At 74.9% G+C, this 22,160-nt stretch carries 1 protein-coding gene; it reads left to right on the top strand.

All coding sequences use genetic code 11. From position 1 onward, the window contains the following. Positions 1-101 precede the first annotated feature (101 nt). On the top strand, positions 102-22,130 hold the full coding sequence (locus tag ABZ887_RS35380) for a non-ribosomal peptide synthase/polyketide synthase (protein ID WP_361298759.1): 22,029 nt from the start codon (positions 102-104) through the stop codon (positions 22,128-22,130). Positions 22,131-22,160: the final 30 nt, after the last annotated feature.

Raw genomic sequence — 22,160 nt, 5'->3', positions numbered from 1 at the left:
AGTCGGATTGACCCTGTTGAGTTAGGCAATCCTTACCTTACTATGCGAGCGGTCGCGGCTCCGCTGAGCCGTTCCACACCTATGGGGAGGCACGGGCAGCTGTGTCGGGCAACACGCGTTCTTCCGCACCTTCTTCTGCGGCTTCGACTTCTGTTTCGACGGCGCGGACGGGACCCGCGGAGGACTACTGGCGGGAACGGTTCGCCGCACCGGTACCGGAGACCTCGCTGCCGTTCGACCACCCGCACCCGGCGCCCCCGCAGGAGCCGCGGCCGCGCGCCGGACGCACGGTCGAGCTGACCGGACCTGCCGGGCTTCCCGGTCCTGCCGACGAGCCGACTCTGCTCGCCGTCTTCGTCGCCCTCCTGCACCGCTACGGCGGTGGCGCGGCACAGGACCTGACGGTCGCTCACGAGGGCCTGCCGCTCCGGCTGGTGGTGAACGGCGCCATGCCGTTCGCCGAGTTGCGCGACCACGTCACGGCCGCCCGCGCCCAGGCCACGGCCCACCGGCTGCCGACCGCCGAGCTGCTACGACTGCTCGCTCCCGAACCCGGTCGCGGCGGCGCCCTGTTGTGCGCCGTCGGCTTCGGAACCGCACCCTGGGGGGAAGGCGGTCCGCTGGACCTGGCGCTCTCCGTCACCGACGGGCAGCTGCGCGCGGACTACGCCGCCGACCTCTTCGAACCCGGCACCGCCGACCGCGTCCTCGGCCACTACGCCGCGCTCCTCGCCGACGCCCTCGACCGTCCCGGCACCCCGCTCGCCGACCTCGAACTCCTCGGCGCCGACGAGCGGCGGCTGGTCCTGGCCGACTGGAACGACACCGCGCACGACGTGCCCGCGCTCACCTGGCCGCGCATGTTCGCCGACCAGGTCGCCGCCCGCCCCGACGAAGTCGCCCTCATCCACGAGGACGTCCGCCTCACCTACGCCGAACTCGACGCCCGCGCAGCCCGGTTGGCGCACGCCCTGGTCGCCCGGGGCGCCGGTCCCGAGCAGGTCGTGGCGCTCGCCGTACCCCGGTCCGCCGACATGATCGTCGCGGAGGTCGCCGTCCTGAAGACGGGCGCCGCCTATCTCCCCGTCGACACCGACTACCCGGCCGACCGCATCGCCTACATGCTCGACGACGCCCGCCCGGTCTGCCTCGTCACCACCGCCGACATGGTCCCCGACCTGCCCCCGGGCACGGACCCGCTGGTCCTCGACGCCCCGGAGACGGTCGCCGAGCTGGCCACCCACCCGGCCCACGACCCGGCCACCGCGGACGAGTTGACGGTCGCGCACGCCGCGTACGTCATCTACACCTCCGGCTCCACCGGCCGCCCCAAGGGAGTGGTGCTCTCCCACGCCGGCGTCGCCAAGCTGGTCGCCACCCAGCGCGAGCGGTTCGGGATCGGCCCGCACAGCCGGGTCCTGCAGTTCGCCTCGCCCAGCTTCGACGTGGCCTTCTGGGACCTGTGCCTCGGCCTGCTCTCCGGCGGCCGGCTGGTCGTCGTACCCGCCGACCGCCGGGTACCCGGCGCGCCGCTCGCCGACTACGCGAACGAGCACGGCATCACCTTCATGATCCTGCCGCCCGCGCTGCTCGCGGCCATGCCCGACGACGTGCAACTCCCGCCCACCGCCACCCTGCTGGCCGGCACCGAGCGCGTCTCGCCCGAACTCGTCGGCCGCTACGCGCGCGGCCGGATGATGTTCAACGCGTACGGACCCACCGAGGCCACCACCAACTCCACGCTCGGCCTGTGCGACCCGGACACCCCGGCCGGGACCATCGTGCCCATCGGCGTCCCCGACCCGGGCACCCGCGCCTACGTCCTCGACGAGCGGCTGCGGCCGGTACCCGCCGGTGTGGTGGGGGAGTTGTACCTGGGCGGCGCCGGGCTCGCCCGCGGCTACCTCGGCCGTCCCGCGCTGACCGCCGAGCGCTTCGTCGCCGACCCGTTCGGCGTGCCCGGCGAACGGCTGTACCGCACCGGCGACCTGGTCCGCTGGAAGTCCGACGGACGGATGGAGTTCCACGGCCGCGTCGACAGCCAGATCAAGATCCGCGGCTTCCGTGTCGAGCCGGGCGAGATCGAGTCCGTGCTGCGCGCCCACCCGGCCGTCGACCAGGCCGCCGTCGTGGTCCGCGAGGACCGCCCCGGCGACCGCCGCCTCGCCGCCTACGTCGTGCCCTCCCTGGACACCGCCACCGAGGCCGACGAGGCCGTGTCCGACTGGAAGGACCTGCACGAACTCCTCTACTCCGCCGCCGGATCCGACGGCTTCGAGGAGAACTTCGCGGGCTGGAACAGCATGTACGACGGCCTGCCCATCCCGCTCGCCGACCTGCGCGAGTGGCGGGACGCGACCGTCGCCCGGATCCGCGAACTGCGGCCCCGCCGGGTCCTGGAGATCGGCGTCGGCAGCGGCCTGCTGCTCTCCCGGATCGCCCCCGACTGCGCCGAGTACGTCGGCACCGACCTCTCCGAGGAAGCCGTACGCGCGCTGCGCGCCCAGGTCGACGCCGTACCGGAACTGGCCGGCAGGGTCACCCTGCACGCCCGGCCCGCGCACGAGCTGACCGGACTGCCCGCCGGGCACTTCGACACGATCGTCGTCAACTCCGTCGTCCAGTACTTCCCGGACGCCGACTACCTCACCGGCGTCCTGCGCTCGGCCGCGCACCTGCTCGCGCCCGGCGGGTCGTTGTTCGTCGGCGACGTACGCAATCTGCGGCTGCTGCGGACGCTGGCCGCCGCCATCGAGTCGGGCCGGGCCCACACCGGGTCCGCCGACGACAAGGAAGCCCTGCGCGCCGCCGTCGACCGGGCCGTGGCCTGGGAGGGCGAACTCCTCCTCGACCCGGACTACTTCGCGACCCTGGACGGCTTCACGGCAGACGTACGGACCAAGCGGGGCGTCCACCACAACGAGCTGACCCGCTACCGGTACGACGTCGTCCTGCGGCCCGGCACCGAACCGGCCCCGGACGCCTCGGCTTCGGACGCCTCGACCTCGGTGCCCTGGTCCGCGCTCGGCACCCCCGACGCCCTCGCCGAGCGGCTCGCCGCCCCGGACCGCCCCGCCCGCCTCCGCGTCACCGGCATCCCCAACGCCCGCCTCGCCCCCGACCTGGCCGCGCTCGGCGCCCTCGACGACAGCAGCCGCACCGGCAGCGCCGGCGTCGACCCGGAGGCCCTGCACGAGACCGCCGCCCGGCACGGCTACCGGGCCGGCCTCACCTGGACCGCGGACGCCGAGGACGGCAGCCTCGACGCGGTGTTCGCGCGCGGCGACGACACGCCGCTCGGCCCGCTGTACGTGCCCGCCGACCAGGTCCGCGCCCACGCCAACCGTCCCGCGCCGTTCCGCAACGTCACCGCGCTGATGGCCGGGCTGCGCGCGCACGCCGCCGAGTTCCTGCCCGAGTACATGGTCCCGGCCGCCCTCGTCCCGCTGGACCGGCTCCCCGTCACCCCCAGCGGCAAGCTAGACTCCGCCGCCCTGCCGGTCCCGGACTACGGCCTGCTCAGCTCCGGCCGGGCCCCGCGCACCGAACGCGAGCGCCTGCTGTGCGACCTGTACGCCCGAGCCCTGCGGGTGCCCTCGGTCACCGTCGACGACGACTTCTTCGCGCTCGGCGGGGACAGCATCGTCGCCATCCAGCTGCTCGTCCTGGCCCGCCGGGCCGGACTGGAGCTGACCCCGCGGGACGTCTTCCGGCACCGCACGGTCGCCCAGCTCGCCGACGTCGCCCGCACCACCGACGGCGCCGAGGACCCGGCCGACACCCCCTGGGACCCGCCGACCGCCGAAGAACTCGCCGCGCTCCAGGGCGACGCCCCGCTCACGGTCGCCGAGGTCCTGCCGCTCGGCCCGCTCCAGGAGGGCTTCTTCTTCCACGCCCTCGTGGACGGCGCCGAGCACGACACCTACGTCGTCCAGCAGGTGATCGAACTCACCGGGCAGGTCGACAGCGGCCTCCTCCGGCAGGCCGCCCAGCGGCTCCTCGACCGGCACGCCCCACTGCGCGCCTGCTTCCGCCAGCTCCCGGACGGCCGCCCGGCCCAGCTCGTCGCCACCGGCCTCGACGTGCCCTGGCACGAGGTCGACCTGTCCGCCCAGGACACCGCCGTCCGCGCGGGCCTCGCCGAGGCCGTCGCCGCCGACGAACGCGCCCGCCGCTTCGACCTCGCCCGGCCGCCACTGCTGCGCTGCGCCCTGGTCCGCCTCGGCCCGGACCGCAGTCGCCTGGTCCTGACCTTCCATCACATCGTCGCCGACGGCTGGTCACTGCCCGTCCTGCACCGCGAACTCCTCTCCCTCTACGGCGACCAGCCCGCCTCACTGCCCGAAGTCGCCCCGTACCGCGGCTACCTGGCCCGGGTCGCGCGCGCCGACCGGCAGGCCGCCCGGGACGCCTGGCGCACCGCCCTCGCCGGGACCGACGAGCCCACCCGCCTGGTCGAGACCCCGGCCGCCGGGCCGATCGAGCCCGCCCAGCTCCGCGTCGAACTGCCCGAGCGCACCACCGCCCGGCTCACCGCCCGCGCCCGCGAACACGGCGTCACCCTCGGCACGGTCGTCCAGGCCGCCTGGGGTCTGCTCCTCGCCGGGCTGACCGGCCGCCAGGACGTGGTCTTCGGCACCACCGTCTCCGGCCGCGACGCCGCCGTGCCCGGCATCGAGTCGATGGCCGGCCTCTTCATCAACACCCTGCCCACCCGCCTGAGCTGGGCCCCCGCCGACACCCTCGGCGCCGTCCTGGAGCGCCTCCAGCAGGAGCAGAGCGCCCTCCTCGACCACCAGCACCTCGGCCTCGCCGAGATCCATCGGGCCGCCGGGCACGCGGGCGGCGGCGAACTCTTCGACACCCTGGTGGTGTTCGAGAACTACCCCGCCGAATCCGACCTCACCGACCCCACCGGCACGGTCCGGCTGGCCGGGCACGCCTTCCACGACGCCGTGCACTATCCGCTGGCCCTCATCGTCAAGCCCGGCCGCCGGCTCGACCTGCGCCTCAAGCACCACGCGAACCGGGTCCCCGGCGAGGCCGTGCACGTGCTCGCCGACCGGCTCACCCGGGTCCTGGACGCCCTCACCGAGGACACCGCGCGCCCGGTGGCCGCCCTCGACCTGCTCACCGAGGCCGAGCGCGTCCACCCCGCGGGCGAGCGCCGCCCCGTACCCCCGACCACCCTGCCCGCCGCCATCGCCGCGCAGACCGCACGCACCCCGGACGCGACCGCCGTCGTGTACGAGGGCACCACCCTCACCTACGCCGAACTCGACACCCGAGCCGAGGCGTTGGCCCGCCGCCTGCGCGCCCGGGGCGCCGGACCCGAACGGTTCGTCGCCGTCGCCGTGCCGCGCTCGGCCGAGCTGATGGTCGCGCTGCTCGGCGTGCTGAAGTCCGGCGCCGCCTATCTGCCGGTCGACCTCGACTACCCGGCCGACCGCATCGCGTACATGCTCGCCGACTCCGGCGCCCGGACCGTCGTCACCACGGCACGGGACGCCGTACGCCTGCCCGCGGTGGACGGACTGGAGGTCGTGTACGTTGAGGACGAGAACGACATCCCCGAGGAAGCACCGGACACCGCGTCCCTCACCCCCGACCACCCCGCCTACCTCATCTACACCTCCGGCTCCACCGGCCGCCCCAAGGGTGTCGTCGTCACCCACCGGGCCATCGGCAACCGGCTGGCCTGGATGCAGGGCGCGTACGGACTCGCCGCCGACGACCGGGTGCTGCAGAAGACCCCGTCCAGTTTCGACGTCAGCGTCTGGGAGTTCTTCTGGGCGCTGCACGAGGGCGCCGCGGTCGTGCTCGCCGCGCCCGACGGGCACCGCGACCCCGCCTACCTGGCCCGGCTGATCCGGGCCGAGGGCGTGACGACGATGCACTTCGTGCCGTCGATGCTGGACGCGTTCCTCGCCGCCGAGGAGGTCACCGCCGATCCGGCCTGGGCGGGCAGTCTGCGCCGCGTCCTCAGCAGCGGCGAGGCCCTGCCCGGCACGGCGGCCCGGCGCTGGCACGACCTGACCGGCGTACCGCTGCACAACCTGTACGGCCCCACCGAGGCCGCCGTCGACGTCACCCACCACGCCTTCGACGGTGCGCCCGGCACCACCGTGCCCATCGGCCGGCCCGTGTGGAACACCGGCCTGCGCGTCCTGGACGCCTGCCTGCGCCCGGTGCCCGACGGGGTGCCCGGCGAGCTCTACCTGACCGGCGTCCAGCTGGCCCGCGGCTACCACCGGCGGCCCGCACTCACCGCCGACCGCTTCGTCGCCGATCCCTTCGGCGCCCCCGGCACCCGCATGTACCGCACCGGCGACCTGGTGCGCCGCCGCCCATGGGGGTCCCCCCGGCCGGAGGCTGGGGGAGGCAGCCTCGACTACCTCGGCCGCACCGACCGGCAGGTCAAGCTGCGCGGCAACCGCATAGAACTGGGCGAGATCGAGGCGGCGTTGACCCGGCACCCGGCGGTGGCGCGCGGTGCCGTGGTCGTCCGCGACCAGCGCCTGGTCGCCTACGCGGTCCCCACGGCCGGTGCCGTCGCCGACCCCGCCGACCTGCGTACCGCCCTCGCCGAGGCGCTGCCCGCGCCGCTGGTCCCGGAGGCGTACGTCGTCCTCGCCGACCTGCCGCTCACCCCCAGCGGCAAGCTCGACCAGGCCGCGCTGCCCGCCCCCGAGGCCGAACGAGCCGTCCGCCGCGAGCCCGCCGGGCCGCTGGAACAGCAGCTCACCGAGATCTTCGCGGCCGTCCTCGGCATCGCCGACGCCGGTCCGGACGACGACTTCTTCCGGCTCGGCGGCGACAGCATCAGCTCCATCGGCGTCGCCAGCCGGGCCCGCGCGGCAGGCCTGGACCTCAGCCCGCGGGACGTCTTCACCCACCGCACGCCCGCCGCCCTCGCGGCCACCGCCCGCACCACCACAGAAGCCGCGCCCGCCGCTGCCGACTTCACCCTCACCGACGCCGAACACGCCCGGATCCGCGCCCTCGCCGCCCCGGCCGCCGTCGCCGACGTCTGGCCGCTGGCCCCCCTCCAGGAGGGCCTGTTTTTCCACTCGGCCTACGACCAGGGCGCGTTGGACGTCTACACCGTCCACGAGACCTTCGACTTCGCCACCGGCCTGGACCCGGCCCGGCTGCGCGCCGCCGCCCGCACGCTCCTGGACCGCAACCCGGGTCTGCGGGCCGGTTTCACCAGCGAAGGCCTCGACCAGCCGGTGCAGTTCATCGTCGAGACCCCAGAGACACCGGAGATCCCGCTCGACGAGGTCGACCTCTCCCAGCTCCCGGCCGTCGAACAGGACGCACGGGTACGGGAGTTGACCGAGGCCGAGCGCAACCGCCGCTTCGACCTGTCCGCGCCCCCGCTGTTCCGGCTGCTCCTGCTGCGCCTCGGCGCCGAGCGCGGCGACCGCCTCGTCATCGGCCGGCATCTGATCCTTTGGGACGGCTGGTCGGCCTGGCTCTTCCTCGACGAGCTGTTCGCCCTGTACGAGGCCGGCGGCGACGCCTCCGCGCTGCCCGCGCCCGGCAGCTACCGGGACTACCTGACCTGGCTGGACCAGCAGGACGACCCGTCCGCCACCGCCGCCTGGCGCACCGCGCTGACCGGCCTGGAGGAGCCTACGCTGCTGGCCCCGACCGCCGCCGACGGCCTCGAACCGGTCATCCCCGACCAGCTCGACGTACGCCTCACCGCCGAACTCGGCGACCGGCTGCGGGAGACCGGCCGTGTCCACGGCCTCACCCTGAACACCCTGCTCAACGCGGCCTGGGGCCTCACCCTCGGCTCCGCCACCGGCCGCACCGACGTCGTGTTCGGCACCACCGTCGCCGGTCGGCCCAGCGAGGTCCACGACGTCGAGAACATCATCGGCCTGTTCCTCAACACCGTGCCCACCCGGATCGCCTTCGACCCCGCCGAGCCGGTCCTCGACCTGCTCCGGCGCGTCCAGGGCGAGCGCCTCGACCTGATGCCGTACGAGCACCTCAGCCTCGGCGTGCTCCAGGCCGAGACCGGGCACCGCAAGCTGTTCGACACGCTGTTCGTGCTGCGCAACAACGACACCGAGGACCGGCTGGCGGAGCTGCGCACCCGGCACGGCGCCGCCGCCGTCGCCAACGTCGACGCCACCCACTACCCGGCCAACCTCGTCGTCACCCCCGGGCAGCGGATCACGGTCACCCTCACCCACCGGCCCGACCTGGTCCCGGCCGACCGGGCCCGCGCCCTGCTCGACCGCTTCACCCTCCTCGTCGACCGCCTCACCACCGACCTCACGGCACCCGTGGGCTCCCTCGACCCGCTGCTGCCCGCCGAACACGCGGCGCTGCGCGAGGAGCGGGCGGCCGGCCGGGTCGAGGTCCCCGAGGAGACCATCGCCGACCTCCTCGCCACCCAGGCCGCGCGCACCCCGGACGCCAGGGCCCTCGTCCTCGGCGAGCGCGCGCTGACCTACGCCGAACTCGACGCGGCCGTCAACCGGACGGCCCGGCTGCTGATCGAGCGCGGCGCCGGTCCGGAGCGGGTGGTCGCGCTCGGCCTGGGCCGCTCGCTCGACATGGTGGTCGCGCTCTTCGCCGTCCTGCGCACCGGCGCCGCCTACCTGCCCCTGGAACTGGACCACCCGGCCGACCGCCTCTCCCTGATGCTGGCCGACGCCCGCCCGCTGCTCCTGCTCTCCACCGCCGCCGTCTCCGCGACCCTCGACGGCGACGACCTGCCCCGTGTCCTGCTCGACGACCCGGCGGTGCGGGACGAGCTGGCCGGGCTCCCTGACACCCCCGTCCGCCGCCGCTTCAGCCTCGAACACCCCGCCTACGTCATCTACACCTCCGGCTCCACCGGCCGTCCCAAGGGTGTCGTCACCCCCTACCGGGGCCTGACGAACATGCAGCTCAACCACCAGAAGGAGATCTTCGAACCCGCGATCGCCGCAGCGGGTGGCCGGCGGCTGCGGATCGCGCACACCGTGTCCTTCGCCTTCGACATGTCGTGGGAGGAGCTGCTCTGGCTGGTCGAGGGTCACGAAGTGCACGTGTGCGACGAGGAGTTGCGGCGGGACGCGGAGGCACTGGTCGCCTACTGCGAGCAGTACCGCATCGACGTCGTCAACGTCACGCCCACGTACGCCCGGCTGCTGATCGAGCAGGGCCTGCTGACCGGCCACATCCCACCGCTCGTGCTGCTCGGCGGCGAGGCCGTCCCGGAGACGGTGTGGGCGGCCCTGCGCGACACCGAGGGCACCTACGGCTACAACCTGTACGGGCCGACCGAGTACACCATCAACACCCTCGGCGGCGGCACCCTCGACTCCGACACCCCCACCGTCGGCAAGCCCATCCGGGGCACCCGTGCCCACATCCTGGACGCCTGGCTGCGCCCGGTGCCCGACGGCGTCCCCGGCGAGCTGTACATCGCCGGCATCGGCCTGGCCCGCGGCTACCTCGACCGGCCCGGCCTGACCGCCGAGCGGTTCGTGGCCGACCCGTTCGGGGAGCCCGGCGAGCGCATGTACCGCACCGGCGACCTGGTGCGCCGGAACCCCGACGGCAACCTCGACTTCCTCGGCCGCACCGACGACCAGGTCAAGATCCGCGGCTACCGCATCGAACCCGGCGAGATCGAGACCGCCCTCAGCCGCCACCCGCTGGTCTCCCAGGCCGCCATCGTGGTCCGCGACGAACGCCTCGTCGGCTACGTCGTGCCCTCCGGCGCCGACCCCGCCGACCGCAGTGCCGGCCGCATCGCCGCCGAGGCGGCGCAGGTCGGGGAGTGGCAGGAGATCTACTCCGACGAGTACGAGGAGATCGGCACCGCCGTCTTCACCGAGCAGTACGACGGCTGGGACAGCTCCTACGACGGTCGGCCCATCCCCTTCGAGCAGATGCACGAGTGGCGCGAGGCCACCGTCGCCCGCATCCGCGCCCTGAACCCGCGCCGCATCCTCGAAATCGGCGTCGGCTCCGGCCTGTTGCTGTCCCGGCTCGCGCCGGACGCGGAGGAGTACTGGGCGACCGACTTCGCCGCCCCGGTGATCCGCAAGATCGGTGCGGAGCTGAGGAGCCGGGATCCCGAGATGGCCTCCCGGGTGGAACTGCGCTGCCGGCCCGCCGACGACCTGAGCGGCCTGCCCGCCGGCCACTTCGACACGATCGTCGTCAACTCCGTCATCCAGTACTTCCCGAGCATCGAGTACCTCACCGCCGTCATCGACGGCGCCATGGAGCTGCTCGCGCCCGGCGGCGCCCTGTTCGTCGGCGACGTCCGCAACCTGCGGCTCGCCCGCACCTTCCACACCGAGATCCAGCGCGCCCGGGGCACGGCGGAGGCCGACCTGGAGCGGTCGGTGGAGCGCGGGCTGCGCCTGGAGAAGGAACTCCTGGTCGACCCCGACTACTTCGCCACCCTGGGCTACGGCCTCGACCTGCGCACCAAGCGCGGCCGCCACCACAACGAGCTGACCCGGCACCGCTACGACGTCGTCCTGTACGCCGGTGAGCTGGACGTCCGCCTCGACGACGCACCGACGGTCGAGTGGACCACCGCCCACACCGTGGGCGAACTCGCCCGCGGCGGCTGGTCCTCCGAGGCCGTCGGCCAACTGCTGCACTCGAGCGCCCTGACGACCGGCCGGGTCGGCGACCGCCCGCGCGTCGAGCGGCCCGCCGCCCTGCGCGTGACCGGCATCCCCGACGGCCGCACCCGCGAGGACGGCGTCGACCCGGAGACCCTCCACGCGCTCGGAGAGACCGCCGGTTACCGCATGCTGACCACCTGGTCGGAGCGGACCGGCACCTACGACGCCGTCTTCCTCACCGAAGAGACCGCCGGACACCGGCTCGTCGGCGGCCTGTTCCGCCCCGGCGGCGGCAGCGCCCCCTACGCCAACGACCCCACCGCCGCCCGCGAGACCAGTGCCCTGGTCCGGCGGCTGCGCGAGGACCTCGGACGCGAACTGCCCGAGTACATGGTCCCGGCCGCCTTCGTCACCGTCGACGGCCTGCCCATGAACGCCAACGGCAAGCTGGACGTCCGCGCCCTGCCCGAGGCCGAACCCGCCGTCGCCCTCGGCGGCGGCCGCGGCCCCCGCACCCCGCAGGAGGAGGTGCTCTGCCGCCTGTTCGCGGAGGTGCTCGGGCTGCCCGAGGCCGGCGCCGAGGACAACTTCTTCGACCTCGGCGGCCACTCGCTGCTCGCCACCCGGCTGGTCAGCCGCGCCCGCACCGAACTGGGCGCCGAACTCGCCATCCGCGACCTCTTCGAGGCCCCTACCCCGGCCCGGCTCGCCTCCCGCGTCGGCGCGGCGAGCCCGGCCCGGCCGCCCGTCACCCCGGTGACCGACCGGCCCGCCCGGATCCCGCTGTCCCCGGCCCAGCGCCGGCTGCTGCTCGTGGAGCAGATCACCGGCAGCGGTGTCGCCTACAACTTCCCGCTGGTCTTCCGGCTGCGCGGCGACCTCGACACCGAGGCCCTGCACGCCGCCCTGCGGGACGTGGCCGCCCGCCACGAGGCGCTGCGCACGGTGTTCCCGGCCCACGACGGCGAGCCGTACCAGCGCATCGTCCCCGCCGAGGAGGCCCATCCGGCCCTCACCGTCGCCGAGGCCACCGAGGCGGCGCTGCCCGCGCTGATCGAGGCGGCCCAGCGCCGCCCCTTCGACCTCACGACCGAACTCCCGCTGCGCTGCGAGGTGTTCCGGCTGGCCGACGACGACCACGTGGTGGCGGTCGTCCTGCACCACATCACCACCGACGAGTGGTCCGACCGGCCGTTCCTCGCCGACCTCGGCACCGCCTACGCGGCCCGCCGCGCGGGTACGGCCCCGGAGTGGGCGCCGCTGCCCGTGCAGTACGCCGACTACACCCTGTGGCAGCGGGACCTGCTCGCGACCAGTGGTGAGACCCAGCTCGCCCACTGGCGGGACGCCTTGCGCGGGCTGCCCGACGAGCTGACCCTGCCCTCCGACCGGCCACGCCCGGCCGAGCCGACCGGCCGCGGCGGCAAGGTCCGCCTGGAGCTGCCCGCCGCCACCGGCCTCGCCCTGCGCGACCTCACGGCGGCCACCGGCACCAGCATGTTCATGCTGTTCCAGGCCGCCACCGCCGCCCTGCTGCAGCGGCTCGGCGCGGGCGACGACATCCCCCTCGGCGCGCCCATCGCGGGGCGCACCGACGAGGCGCTCGGCGACCTGGTGGGCTTCTTCGTCAACACCCTGGTGCTGCGCACCGACCTGTCCGGCGACGGACTGACGTTCCGTGAACTCCTCGGCCGGGTCCGGGAGTCGTCGCTGTCCGCCTTCGAGTACCAGGACCTGCCCTTCGACCGGGTGGTGGAGGCCCTCAACCCGCCCCGGGCGGCCGGCCGCAACCCGCTCTTCCAGGTCATGCTCGGCTACCACCACCGGCCCGACGGCGACCCCGACGTGCTGGGCCTGGCCACCGAGTGGTTCGACATGGACACCGGCATGGCCAAGTTCGACCTGCACTTCACGTACGTCGACGAGGCCGACCGCGTGGTCCTGCTCCTGGAGTACGCCACCGACCTCTTCGACCACGGCACCGCCGAGGCCCTGGCCGACCGCGCGGCCCGGCTCCTCGCCCACGCCGCCGCCGAACCGGACGCCCTGCTCGGGGACCTCGACCTCCTCGACGAGGACGAGCGGACCCGCGTCCTCACGGGCTGGAACGACACCGCCCGGCCCGTCCCGGCTCTGACGCTCCCCGAGCTGTTCCGCGCCCAGGCGGCCCGCACCCCCGACGCCACCGCCCTCGTCTTCGAGGAGCAGCGGCTCACCTACGCCGAGCTGGACGCCCGGGTCGAGCACACCGCCCGGGTCCTCGCCGGGCTCGGCGCCGGCCCGGAGCGGACCGTCGCCGTCGCCCTGCCGCGCTCGGTCGACCTCGTCGTCGCCCTCCTCGCCACGCACCGCGCCGGTGCCGCCTACCTGCCGCTGGACCCGGACTACCCGGCCGACCGACTCGCCCTCATGGTCGAGGACGCCCGCCCGGTGTGCGTCGTCCGCGACGCCCTGCCCACCGGCCCGGAGGCGGCGCTCCCGACGTCGTACGACCCCCGGCACCCGGCCTACGTCATCTACACCTCGGGCTCCACCGGCCGCCCCAAGGGCGTCACCGTCCCGCACGAGGGCATCGCCAACCGCCTGCTGTGGATGCAGGACACCTACCGCCTCGGCGCCGACGACCGCGTGCTGCAGAAGACGCCGGCCGGCTTCGACGTGTCGGTGTGGGAGTTCTTCTGGCCGCTGATCACCGGCGCCACGCTGGTCGTTGCTCGGCCCGAGGGCCACCGCGACCCCGCCTACCTGGCCGCGCTGATCCGGGAACAGGACGTCACCACCGTCCACTTCGTGCCGTCCATGCTCCAGCTCTTCCTGGAGGAGCCGACGGCCGCCGGCTGCACCGGCCTGCGCCGCGTGCTGTGCAGCGGCGAGGCGCTTCCGGCTGCCCTCACCCGCCGCTTCCACGAGGTTCTCGACGCTCGGCTGCACAACCTCTACGGCCCCACCGAGGCGTCCGTGGACGTCACGGCGATCGAGATCGGCCCCGGCGCGACCGCCGTCCCCATCGGCCGCCCGGTCTGGAACACCCGCCTGTACGTCCTCGACGCCGGTCTGCGCCCGGTGCCGCCCGGGGTTCCGGGCGAGCTGTACCTGGCGGGCGTGCAGCTGGCGCGCGGCTATCTGGAGCGGCCCGGCCTGACCGCCGAGCGGTTCGTCGCCGACCCGTACGGTCCGGCGGGGACCCGCATGTACCGCACGGGCGACCTGGCCCGCTGGACGGCGGACGGCACGGTCGAGTACCTCGGCCGCACCGACGACCAGGTGAAGGTGCGCGGCTTCCGCGTCGAGCCCGGCGAGATCGAGGCCGTGCTCGCCGCCCACCCGTCCGTCGCACACGCCACGGTCACCGTGCACGGCCAGACGCTCGTCGCCTACGTCGTCCCCGCCACCGGCCCGGTGGTGGACGCGACCGCCCTGCGCGCCCACGCCGCCGCCGTACTCCCCGCCCACATGGTCCCGGCCGCCTACGTCACCCTCGACGCGTTGCCGCTCACCCCGAACGGCAAGCTCGACCGCAAGGCCCTGCCCGCCCCCGAGTTCACCACGGGCCCGGCCGACGGCACCGCGCCGCGCACCCCGCGCGAGGAGATCCTCGCCGCCCTGTTGGCCGACGTCCTCGGCCGCGAACGGGTCGGCGCGGACGACGACTTCTTCGCGTTCGGCGGCCACTCGCTGCTCGCCATGCGCCTGGTCAGCCGCGTCCGCACCGCACTCGGTACGGAACTGACGGTCCGTGACGTCTTCGAGGCGCCGACGGTGGCCCTCCTCGCCGCCCGCACCGACACGTCCGCCGCCGGGTCGTCCGCCGCCGGGGCGCGTCCCGCACTCGCCGGCTCCCGCCCGCACCCCGCGCTGCTGCCGCTGTCCTCCGCCCAGCGGCGCCTGTGGCTGCTCGCGCAGGTCGACGGCGCGAGCACGGCGTACAACCTCCCCTCCGCCTGGCGGCTGACCGGCGCCCTCGACCGGGACGCCCTCCAGGCCGCCCTGGACGACGTGGCCGCCCGGCACACCCCGTTGCGCACCGTCTTCCCGGCGGTCGACGGGGTCCCGTACCAGCGGATCCTGGCGGAGGTCCGAGTCCCGCTGGATTCGGCCCCGTTGGAGGAGCTGGCCGACCGGGCCGCGCACGTCTTCGACCTGGAGCGCGAACTCCCCCTCCGCGCCACCCTGTTCGAGACCGGCCCCGGCGAACACGTCCTGCTGCTCCTCCTCCACCACATCGCCACCGACGAGTGGTCCGACCGGCCGCTGCTCGCCGACCTCGCCACCGCCTACGCGGCCCGCACCGCCGGGCACGCCCCCGACTGGGCGCCGCTGCCCGCGAGTTACGCCGACTACACGCTCTGGCAGCGCGACCTGCTGGCCGCGACCGAGCCGGAGCTGCTCGCCCACTGGACCGAGACCCTGCGCGGGCTGCCCGCCGAGCTGAACCTGCCCACCGACCGGCCGCGCCCCGCCGAGCCCACCGGGCGCGGCGGCACCACCGGCTTCACCGTCCCGCTCGCCCTGGCCGGCGCCCTGCGCGGCCTGGCCCGCACCCACGGCGTCAGCATGTTCATGGTGGCCCAGGCCGCGGTGGCCGCGCTGCTGCACCGGCTCGGCGCCGGGGACGACATCCCGCTCGGCGCCCCGGTGTCCGGGCGGACCGACGAGGCACTCGAAGACCTGGTCGGGTTCTTCGTCAACTCCCTGGTCCTGCGCACCGACCTGACAGGCGACCCCACCTTCGGTGAGCTGCTCGCCCGGGTCCGGGACACCGACCTGGCCGCCTTCCAGCACCAGGACCTGCCCTTCGAACGGCTGGTGGAGACCCTCAACCCCGAACGCTCCCTGGCCCGGCACCCGTTGTTCCAGGTGATGGTCGTCCACCTCGCGGGACAGGGCGAGGCACCCGCACTGCCCGGCCTGACCGCCCGCCGCGAGACCGTCGGGCAGGACAGCGCCAAGTTCGACCTCAGCTTCGACTTCGTCGAGCAGGGCGAGCGCATCGACGGCTGGATCGAGTACAGCGCCGACCTCTTCGACGAGCCGACCGCCGAACTCCTCGCCCGCCGCCTGGAGTCCCTGCTGGCCCAGGTCGCCGCCGACCCCGGCCGCCGCGTCGGCACCCTCGACGTCCTGCACGGGGACGAGCGGGCCCGCGTCCTCACCGGCTGGAACGACACCGCCCGGCCCGTCCCGGACCTCACCCTCCCCGAACTGTTCCGCGCCCAGGTCGCCCGGACTCCCGCCGCCACGGCCCTCGTCTTCGAGGGCACCGTACTCACCTACGCCGAACTCGACCAGCGCGTCGAGCGGCTCGCCCACACCCTCGCCGCGCACGGCGCCCGCGCCGAGACGACCGTCGCCGTCGCCCTGCCGCGCTCAGCCGCCCTCGTGGTGACCCTGCTCGCCGTGCACCGCGCGGGCGCCGCGTACCTGCCCCTCGACACCGGCTACCCGGCCGAGCGGCTGGCGTACACGCTCACCGACGCCCGCCCGGCCTGCCTGGTCACGGGAGCGGACGTGGCCGTTCCGGACACCGGCGTACCCCGCCTCACGGTGACCGCCGACGGCATCCCGGACCAGCCCGCCGACGCCCCGCTGCCCACCTCCTACGACCCCCGCCACCCCGCCTACGTCATCTACACCTCCGGCTCCACCGGCCGCCCCAAGGGCGTCACCGTCCCGCACCGGGGGATCACCAACCGGCTGCTGTGGATGCAGGACACCTACCGCCTCGACGCGGCCGACCGCGTGCTGCAGAAGACCCCGGCTGGCTTCGACGTGTCGGTCTGGGAGTTCTTCTGGCCGCTGATCACCGGCGCCACGCTGGTCGTCGCCCGGCCCGAGGGCCACCAGGACCCGGCCTACCTGGCCGGCCTGATCCGGCGCGAGCGCGTCACCACGGCCCACTTCGTGCCGTCCATGCTGCGCGCCTTCCTCGACGAGCCGGCCGCCGCCGACTGCACCGGCCTCCGCCAGGTGATGTGCAGCGGCGAGGCCCTGCCCCTGCCGCTGGCGGCCCGGTTCCACCACGTCCTGCCGGACACCCGCCTGCACAACCTCTACGGTCCCACCGAGGCGTCCGTCGACGTGACCGCGACCGAGATCGTCCCGGGCGCGACGGGCGTCCCCATCGGCCGCCCGGTCTGGAACACCCGCGCCCATGTCCTCGACGCGGGTCTGCGTCCGGTGCCGCCCGGTGTCGCGGGGGAGCTGTACCTGGCGGGCGTGCAGCTGGCACGCGGCTATCTGGAGCGGCCCGGCCTGACCGCCGAGCGGTTCGTGGCCGACCCGTACGGTCCGGATGGGGCCCGCATGTACCGAACCGGCGACCTGGCCCGCTGGACGGCCGACGGTGAGCTGGAGTACCTCGGCCGCACCGACGACCAGGTCAAGCTGCGCGGCTTCCGGATCGAGCTCGGCGAGATCGAGAGCGTGCTCGCCGCACACCCGGCCGTCGCGCACGCCACCGTCGTGATGCGGGACGAACGGCTCGTCGCGTACGTGGTGCCCACCGGCCCCGGCGCGGACTCCGCCGAACTGCGCGCCCACACCGCCCGCTCGCTGCCCGACCACATGGTCCCGGCCGCCGTCGTCACCCTCGACGCCCTCCCGCTCACCCCGAACGGCAAGCTGGACCGCAGGGCCCTGCCCGCCCCGGACTTCGCCGCGGAGGTGACCGACAGCCGGCCGCGGACCCCGCTGGAGGAGACCCTCGGCACCCTCGTCGCCGAGGTGCTCGGCCTCGAACGGGTCGGTGTGGACGACGACTTCTTCGCCCTCGGCGGGGACAGCATCGTCGCCATGCAACTGGTCGCCCGGGCCCGTGCCGCCGGGCTGGCGTTCAGCCCGCGCGACGTGTTCCGGCACAAGTCGGTGGCGGGGCTGGCCGCGGTGGCGACCACCGCCACGTCCGGGGACCGGGCCAGGGAAACCGTCCTCCTCGACCTCACCGACGCCGAACGCGCCGACGTCGCCGCCCTGCCCGCCGGCACCGACGTGCTGCCCCTCTCCCCGCTCCAGGCCGGACTGCTCTTCCACGCGGCCCTGGACTCCGGCGACGACGGCCCGGACGTCTACACCGTCCAGATCACCTACGACCTCGAAGGCCCCGTCGACGCCGACCGGCTGCGCACCGCCGCACAGGACCTGCTCGACGCCCACGAGAACCTGCGCAGCGGCTTCCGGTACCTGTCCTCCGGACGCCCGGTGGCCGTCGTACCACGCACCGCCGTACTGCCCTGGCGACAGCTCGACGTCGCTGATGGCGACGGTGCGGCCTGGACCCGGCTGCTCGGGCAGGAGCGGCGCCGGTTCGACCCCGAACGCCCGCCGCTGCTGCGCCTGTTGCTGGCCCGTACCGGCCCGGACCGGCACCGCCTGGTGCTCTCGCACCAGCACCTGCTCCTCGACGGCTGGTCGCTGCCGCTGCTCACCGCCGAGCTGTGGGCGCGTTACGAGGGCCGCACCCCGGCCCCGCCCGCCCCCTACCGGGAGCACCTGCGGCTGCTGGCCGCCCAGGACCCGGCCGTCTCCGCCGCCGCCTGGACCGAGACGCTCACCGGCCTCGCCGAACCCACCCGGCTCGCGCCCGCCGACCCCGACCGGGCCGCCGCCGTCCCGCACACCCACACCGTGGAGCTGGACGCCGGCCGCACCGCGGAGCTGGAGGCGTTCGCCCGGCGCGCGGGCGTCACCGTCAACACCCTCGTGCAGGCGGCCTGGGGCGTGCTCCTCGGCCGGCTCACCGGGCGCGACGACGTGGTGTTCGGCGCCACCGTCGCGGGCCGCTCGCCCGAACTCCCCGGCGCCGAGGCGATGATCGGCCTGTTCATCAACACCGTCCCGGTCCGGGTGCGGATTCGCCCCGAGGAGAGCACGGCCGCCCTCCTCGAACGGGTCCAGGACGAGCAGTCCCGGCTCATCGCCCACCAGCACCTCGGCCTCGCCGACATCCAGCGCATCGCCGGACTCGGCGAACTCTTCGACACGCTCGTGGTGTTCGAGTCGTACCCGGTGGCGGAACCCGACCAAGACGCAGGTGACGCACCGCGCGCCACGGTCCGCGAGCACGCGGACTCCACCCACTACCCCCTCGCCTGGGCGGTCGAGCCCGCCGAACGGCTGCGGGTGACCGCCGAGTTCCGCCCCGACCTGTTCGAGGCGGCCACCGTACGACGGATCACGGACGCCCTGACCGGCCTGCTGACCGGCATGGCCGCCGACCCCGGTCGCCCCGTCGGCCGCCTCGACCTGCTCGGCTCCGCCGACCGGTACACCGTCCTGGAGACCTGGAACGACACCGCCCTCCCGGCCGCCGAACGCCTCGGCACGGTACCGGCGCTGTTCGCCGCCCAGGCCGCCGCCACTCCGGACGCGGTCGCCGTCACCGACGGCCGCACCACCTGGACCTTCGCCGAACTCGACGCCCGTAGTAACGAGTTGGCGCGCGTCCTGGCCGGGCACGGCGCCGCACCCGAGCGGATCGTGGCCCTCGCCCTGCCCCGCACCGCCGACCACATCGCCGCGATCCTCGCCGTGATGAGGGCGGGCGCCGCCTATCTGCCCCTCGACCCCGAGCTGCCCGAGGCCCGCCTCACCAGCATGCTCGCCGACGCCCGCCCGGTGCTCGTCCTGGCCACCACCGAGACCGCCGCGGGCCTGCCCGCCACCGAGACCCCCGTCCTGCTCCTCGACGCCCCTAAGGACGGTCCGCCGGACGACCTGCCGGACGACCTCCCGCAGGCCGAACCCACCGCCCCCGGCCCCGACCACCCCGCCTACGTCATCTACACCTCCGGCTCCACCGGCCGCCCCAAGGGCGTCGTCGTCACCCAGCGCGGAGTCGCCAACCTCTTCCACAGCCACCGCCACGACCTGCACGACCTCGCCAAGGAGCGCACCGGGCGGCGCCACCTGCGGGTCGGGCACGCCTGGTCGTTCTCCTTCGACGCCTCCTGGCAGCCGCAGCTCTGGCTCCTCGACGGACACGCCCTGCACATCGCCGACGACGACACCCGCCGTGACCCCGAGCTCCTCGCCGGGTTCATCCGCGACCTGGGCATCGACTTCATCGAGGTCACCCCGTCCCTGCTCGCCCGGATGGCCGACAGCGGCCTGATCGGGCCCGGCGGCGACTGCCCGCTCGCGGTGGTCGGCTTCGGCGGCGAGGCCGTGCCCGAGTCGCTGTGGCAGCGGCTCGCCGCGCTCCCCGACACCGAGGCGGTCAACCTGTACGGCCCCACCGAGGCCACCGTCGACGCCCTCGTCGGCCGGGTCGGCGACAGCGCCCGCCCGGTCGTCGGCCGCCCCGTCCACCACTCCCGGGCCTACGTCCTGGACACCGCCCTGCGCCCGGTCCCGCCCGGCGTCACCGGCGAGCTGTACCTGTCCGGACCGGGCCTGGCCCGCGGCTACCTCGGCCGGCCCGACCTCACCGCCGAACGCTTCGTCGCCGACCCCTTCGGGCTGCCGGGGGAGCGGATGTACCGCACCGGCGACCTGGCCCGCTGGACCGAGGACGGACTGCTCGAATTCGCCGGCCGCACGGACGACCAGGTGAAGATCCGCGGCTACCGCGTCGAACTCGCCGAGATCGAGGCCGCGTTGGACACCCACCCGGCGGTCGCGCAGAGCGTCGTCGTGACCCGCGAACACCGGCCCGGAGTACGGCAGCTGATCGCCTACGCGGTCTCGGACGAAGTCGACGGCACGGATGGCGCGGACGGCGCGGAGTTGCGCGCCCATGCCGCCGCCCGCCTCCCCGACTACATGGTCCCGGCCGCCGTGGTCGTCCTGGAGCGGCTGCCGCTGCTCTCCAACGGCAAGCTCGACCGGGCCGCCCTGCCCGCCCCGGACTTCACCGCGGCGGGCGGCGGCCGGGCCCCGGAGAACGACACCGAGCGCATCCTGCGCGACCTGTTCGCGGACGCCCTCGGGCTGCCCGCCGAGGCGATCGGCACGGACGACGACTTCTTCGCCTTCGGCGGGGACAGCATCGTCGCCATGCAGCTCGTCGCCCGCGCCCGGTCGGGCGGCCTGCGGGTCACCCCGCGCCAGATCCTCCAGCACCGCACGGTCGCCGCCCTCGCCGCCGTCGCCGTCCCGCTGGGCACGGGCGACCGGCAGGCCACGCACGACGACGGCACCGGCACCGTCCCGCTCACCCCGATCATGCGCGCCCTGCTCGACCGCGGCGGCCCCGTCGCCGCCTACCACCAGGCGGCCCTGCTGCGCACCCCGGCGGACCTCACCGAACCCGGCCTGCTGACCGTGCTCGGGGCGCTCGCCGCCCGGCACGACATGCTCCGGGCCCGGCTCGTCCGCACCCCCGAGGCCACGCTGTCGGTGCCCGCAGCTGGCGGCACCGACGTACGGACCTGGCTCACCCGGGTCGACGTACGCGAGGCAGCCACGGACGAGAGCGCGCTGCGGGACGCCATCACCCGCCACGCGCCGACGGCTCTGGCGGGGCTCGACCCCGAGGCCGGGGCGATGGTGCGGGCGGTCTGGTTCGACGCCGGACCCGACCACCCCGGGCGGCTGCTGCTCCTCGTCCACCACCTGGTGGTCGACGGCGTCTCCTGGCGGGTACTGCTGCCCGACCTGGCCACTGCCTGGGCGGCCGTCCGCGGCGGCCGTACCCCCGAACTGGCGCCGGTGGAGCTGTCGTTCGCCCGCTGGTCGCGGCTGCTCGGCGCCCGGGCCTGCGAACCGGCTGCCGAGGACGAGCTGCCCTGGTGGAGCTCCGTCCTCGCCGAGGGCGCCGATCTGCCGCTGCCCCGCCCTCTCGACCCGGCCCGGGACACCGTCGCCACGACCCGCTACCTGTCCCTCTCCCTGCCCGCCGCCGTCACCGGCCCCCTGCTCAGCCGGGTCCCGGCCGCCTTCGGGGCGAGCGTCAACGACGTCCTGCTCACCGCGTTCGCCCTGGCCGTCGGCGACTGGCGGGCCCGGACCCTGGGCGCCGAGCAAGCCGGCGGTCCGGTCCTGGTCGACCTGGAAGGCCACGGCCGCGAGGAGGAACTCGCGGGCGACGCCGACCTGTCCCGCACGGTCGGCTGGTTCACCAGCGTCGTCCCGGTACGGCTCGACCCCGGTGCGTCCGGCCCGGAGGCCCTGGCCGGCGGACCCGCCCTCGACGCGGCCGTGGCCCGGATCCGCGACCACCTCACCGCCCTGCCGGTGGCCGGCATCGGTCACGGCCTGCTGCGCCGCCTCAACCCCGCGACCGGCCCGCTCCTCGCCGAACTCGCCGAGCCGCAGATCGAGTTCAACTACATGGGCCGCTTCGACCGTCCCGCGGCCGCCGACTGGTCCTACGCCACCGAGGAGGACGCCGCCGACCTCGACGCCGACGCCGGCATGCCGATGTCCCACACGCTCACCCTCAACGCCCTCACCGAGGACCGCCCCGAAGGACCGGAACTCAGCGCCCACTGGGCCTACGCGGCCGGACTCCTCTCCGAGGACGCGGTCAGGGAGCTGGCCGGGACCTGGTTCCGGGCGCTGGAGGCACTGGTGGCACGCGCGGACGAACTGAACTGACCGACCGCACCGCCCGCACCCACCGAACAG

It is taken from the genome of Streptomyces sp. NPDC047061 (assembly GCF_040643955.1).
Classification (GTDB): domain Bacteria; phylum Actinomycetota; class Actinomycetes; order Streptomycetales; family Streptomycetaceae; genus Streptomyces.
This window is presented reverse-complemented; position numbering and strand designations above follow the sequence as displayed.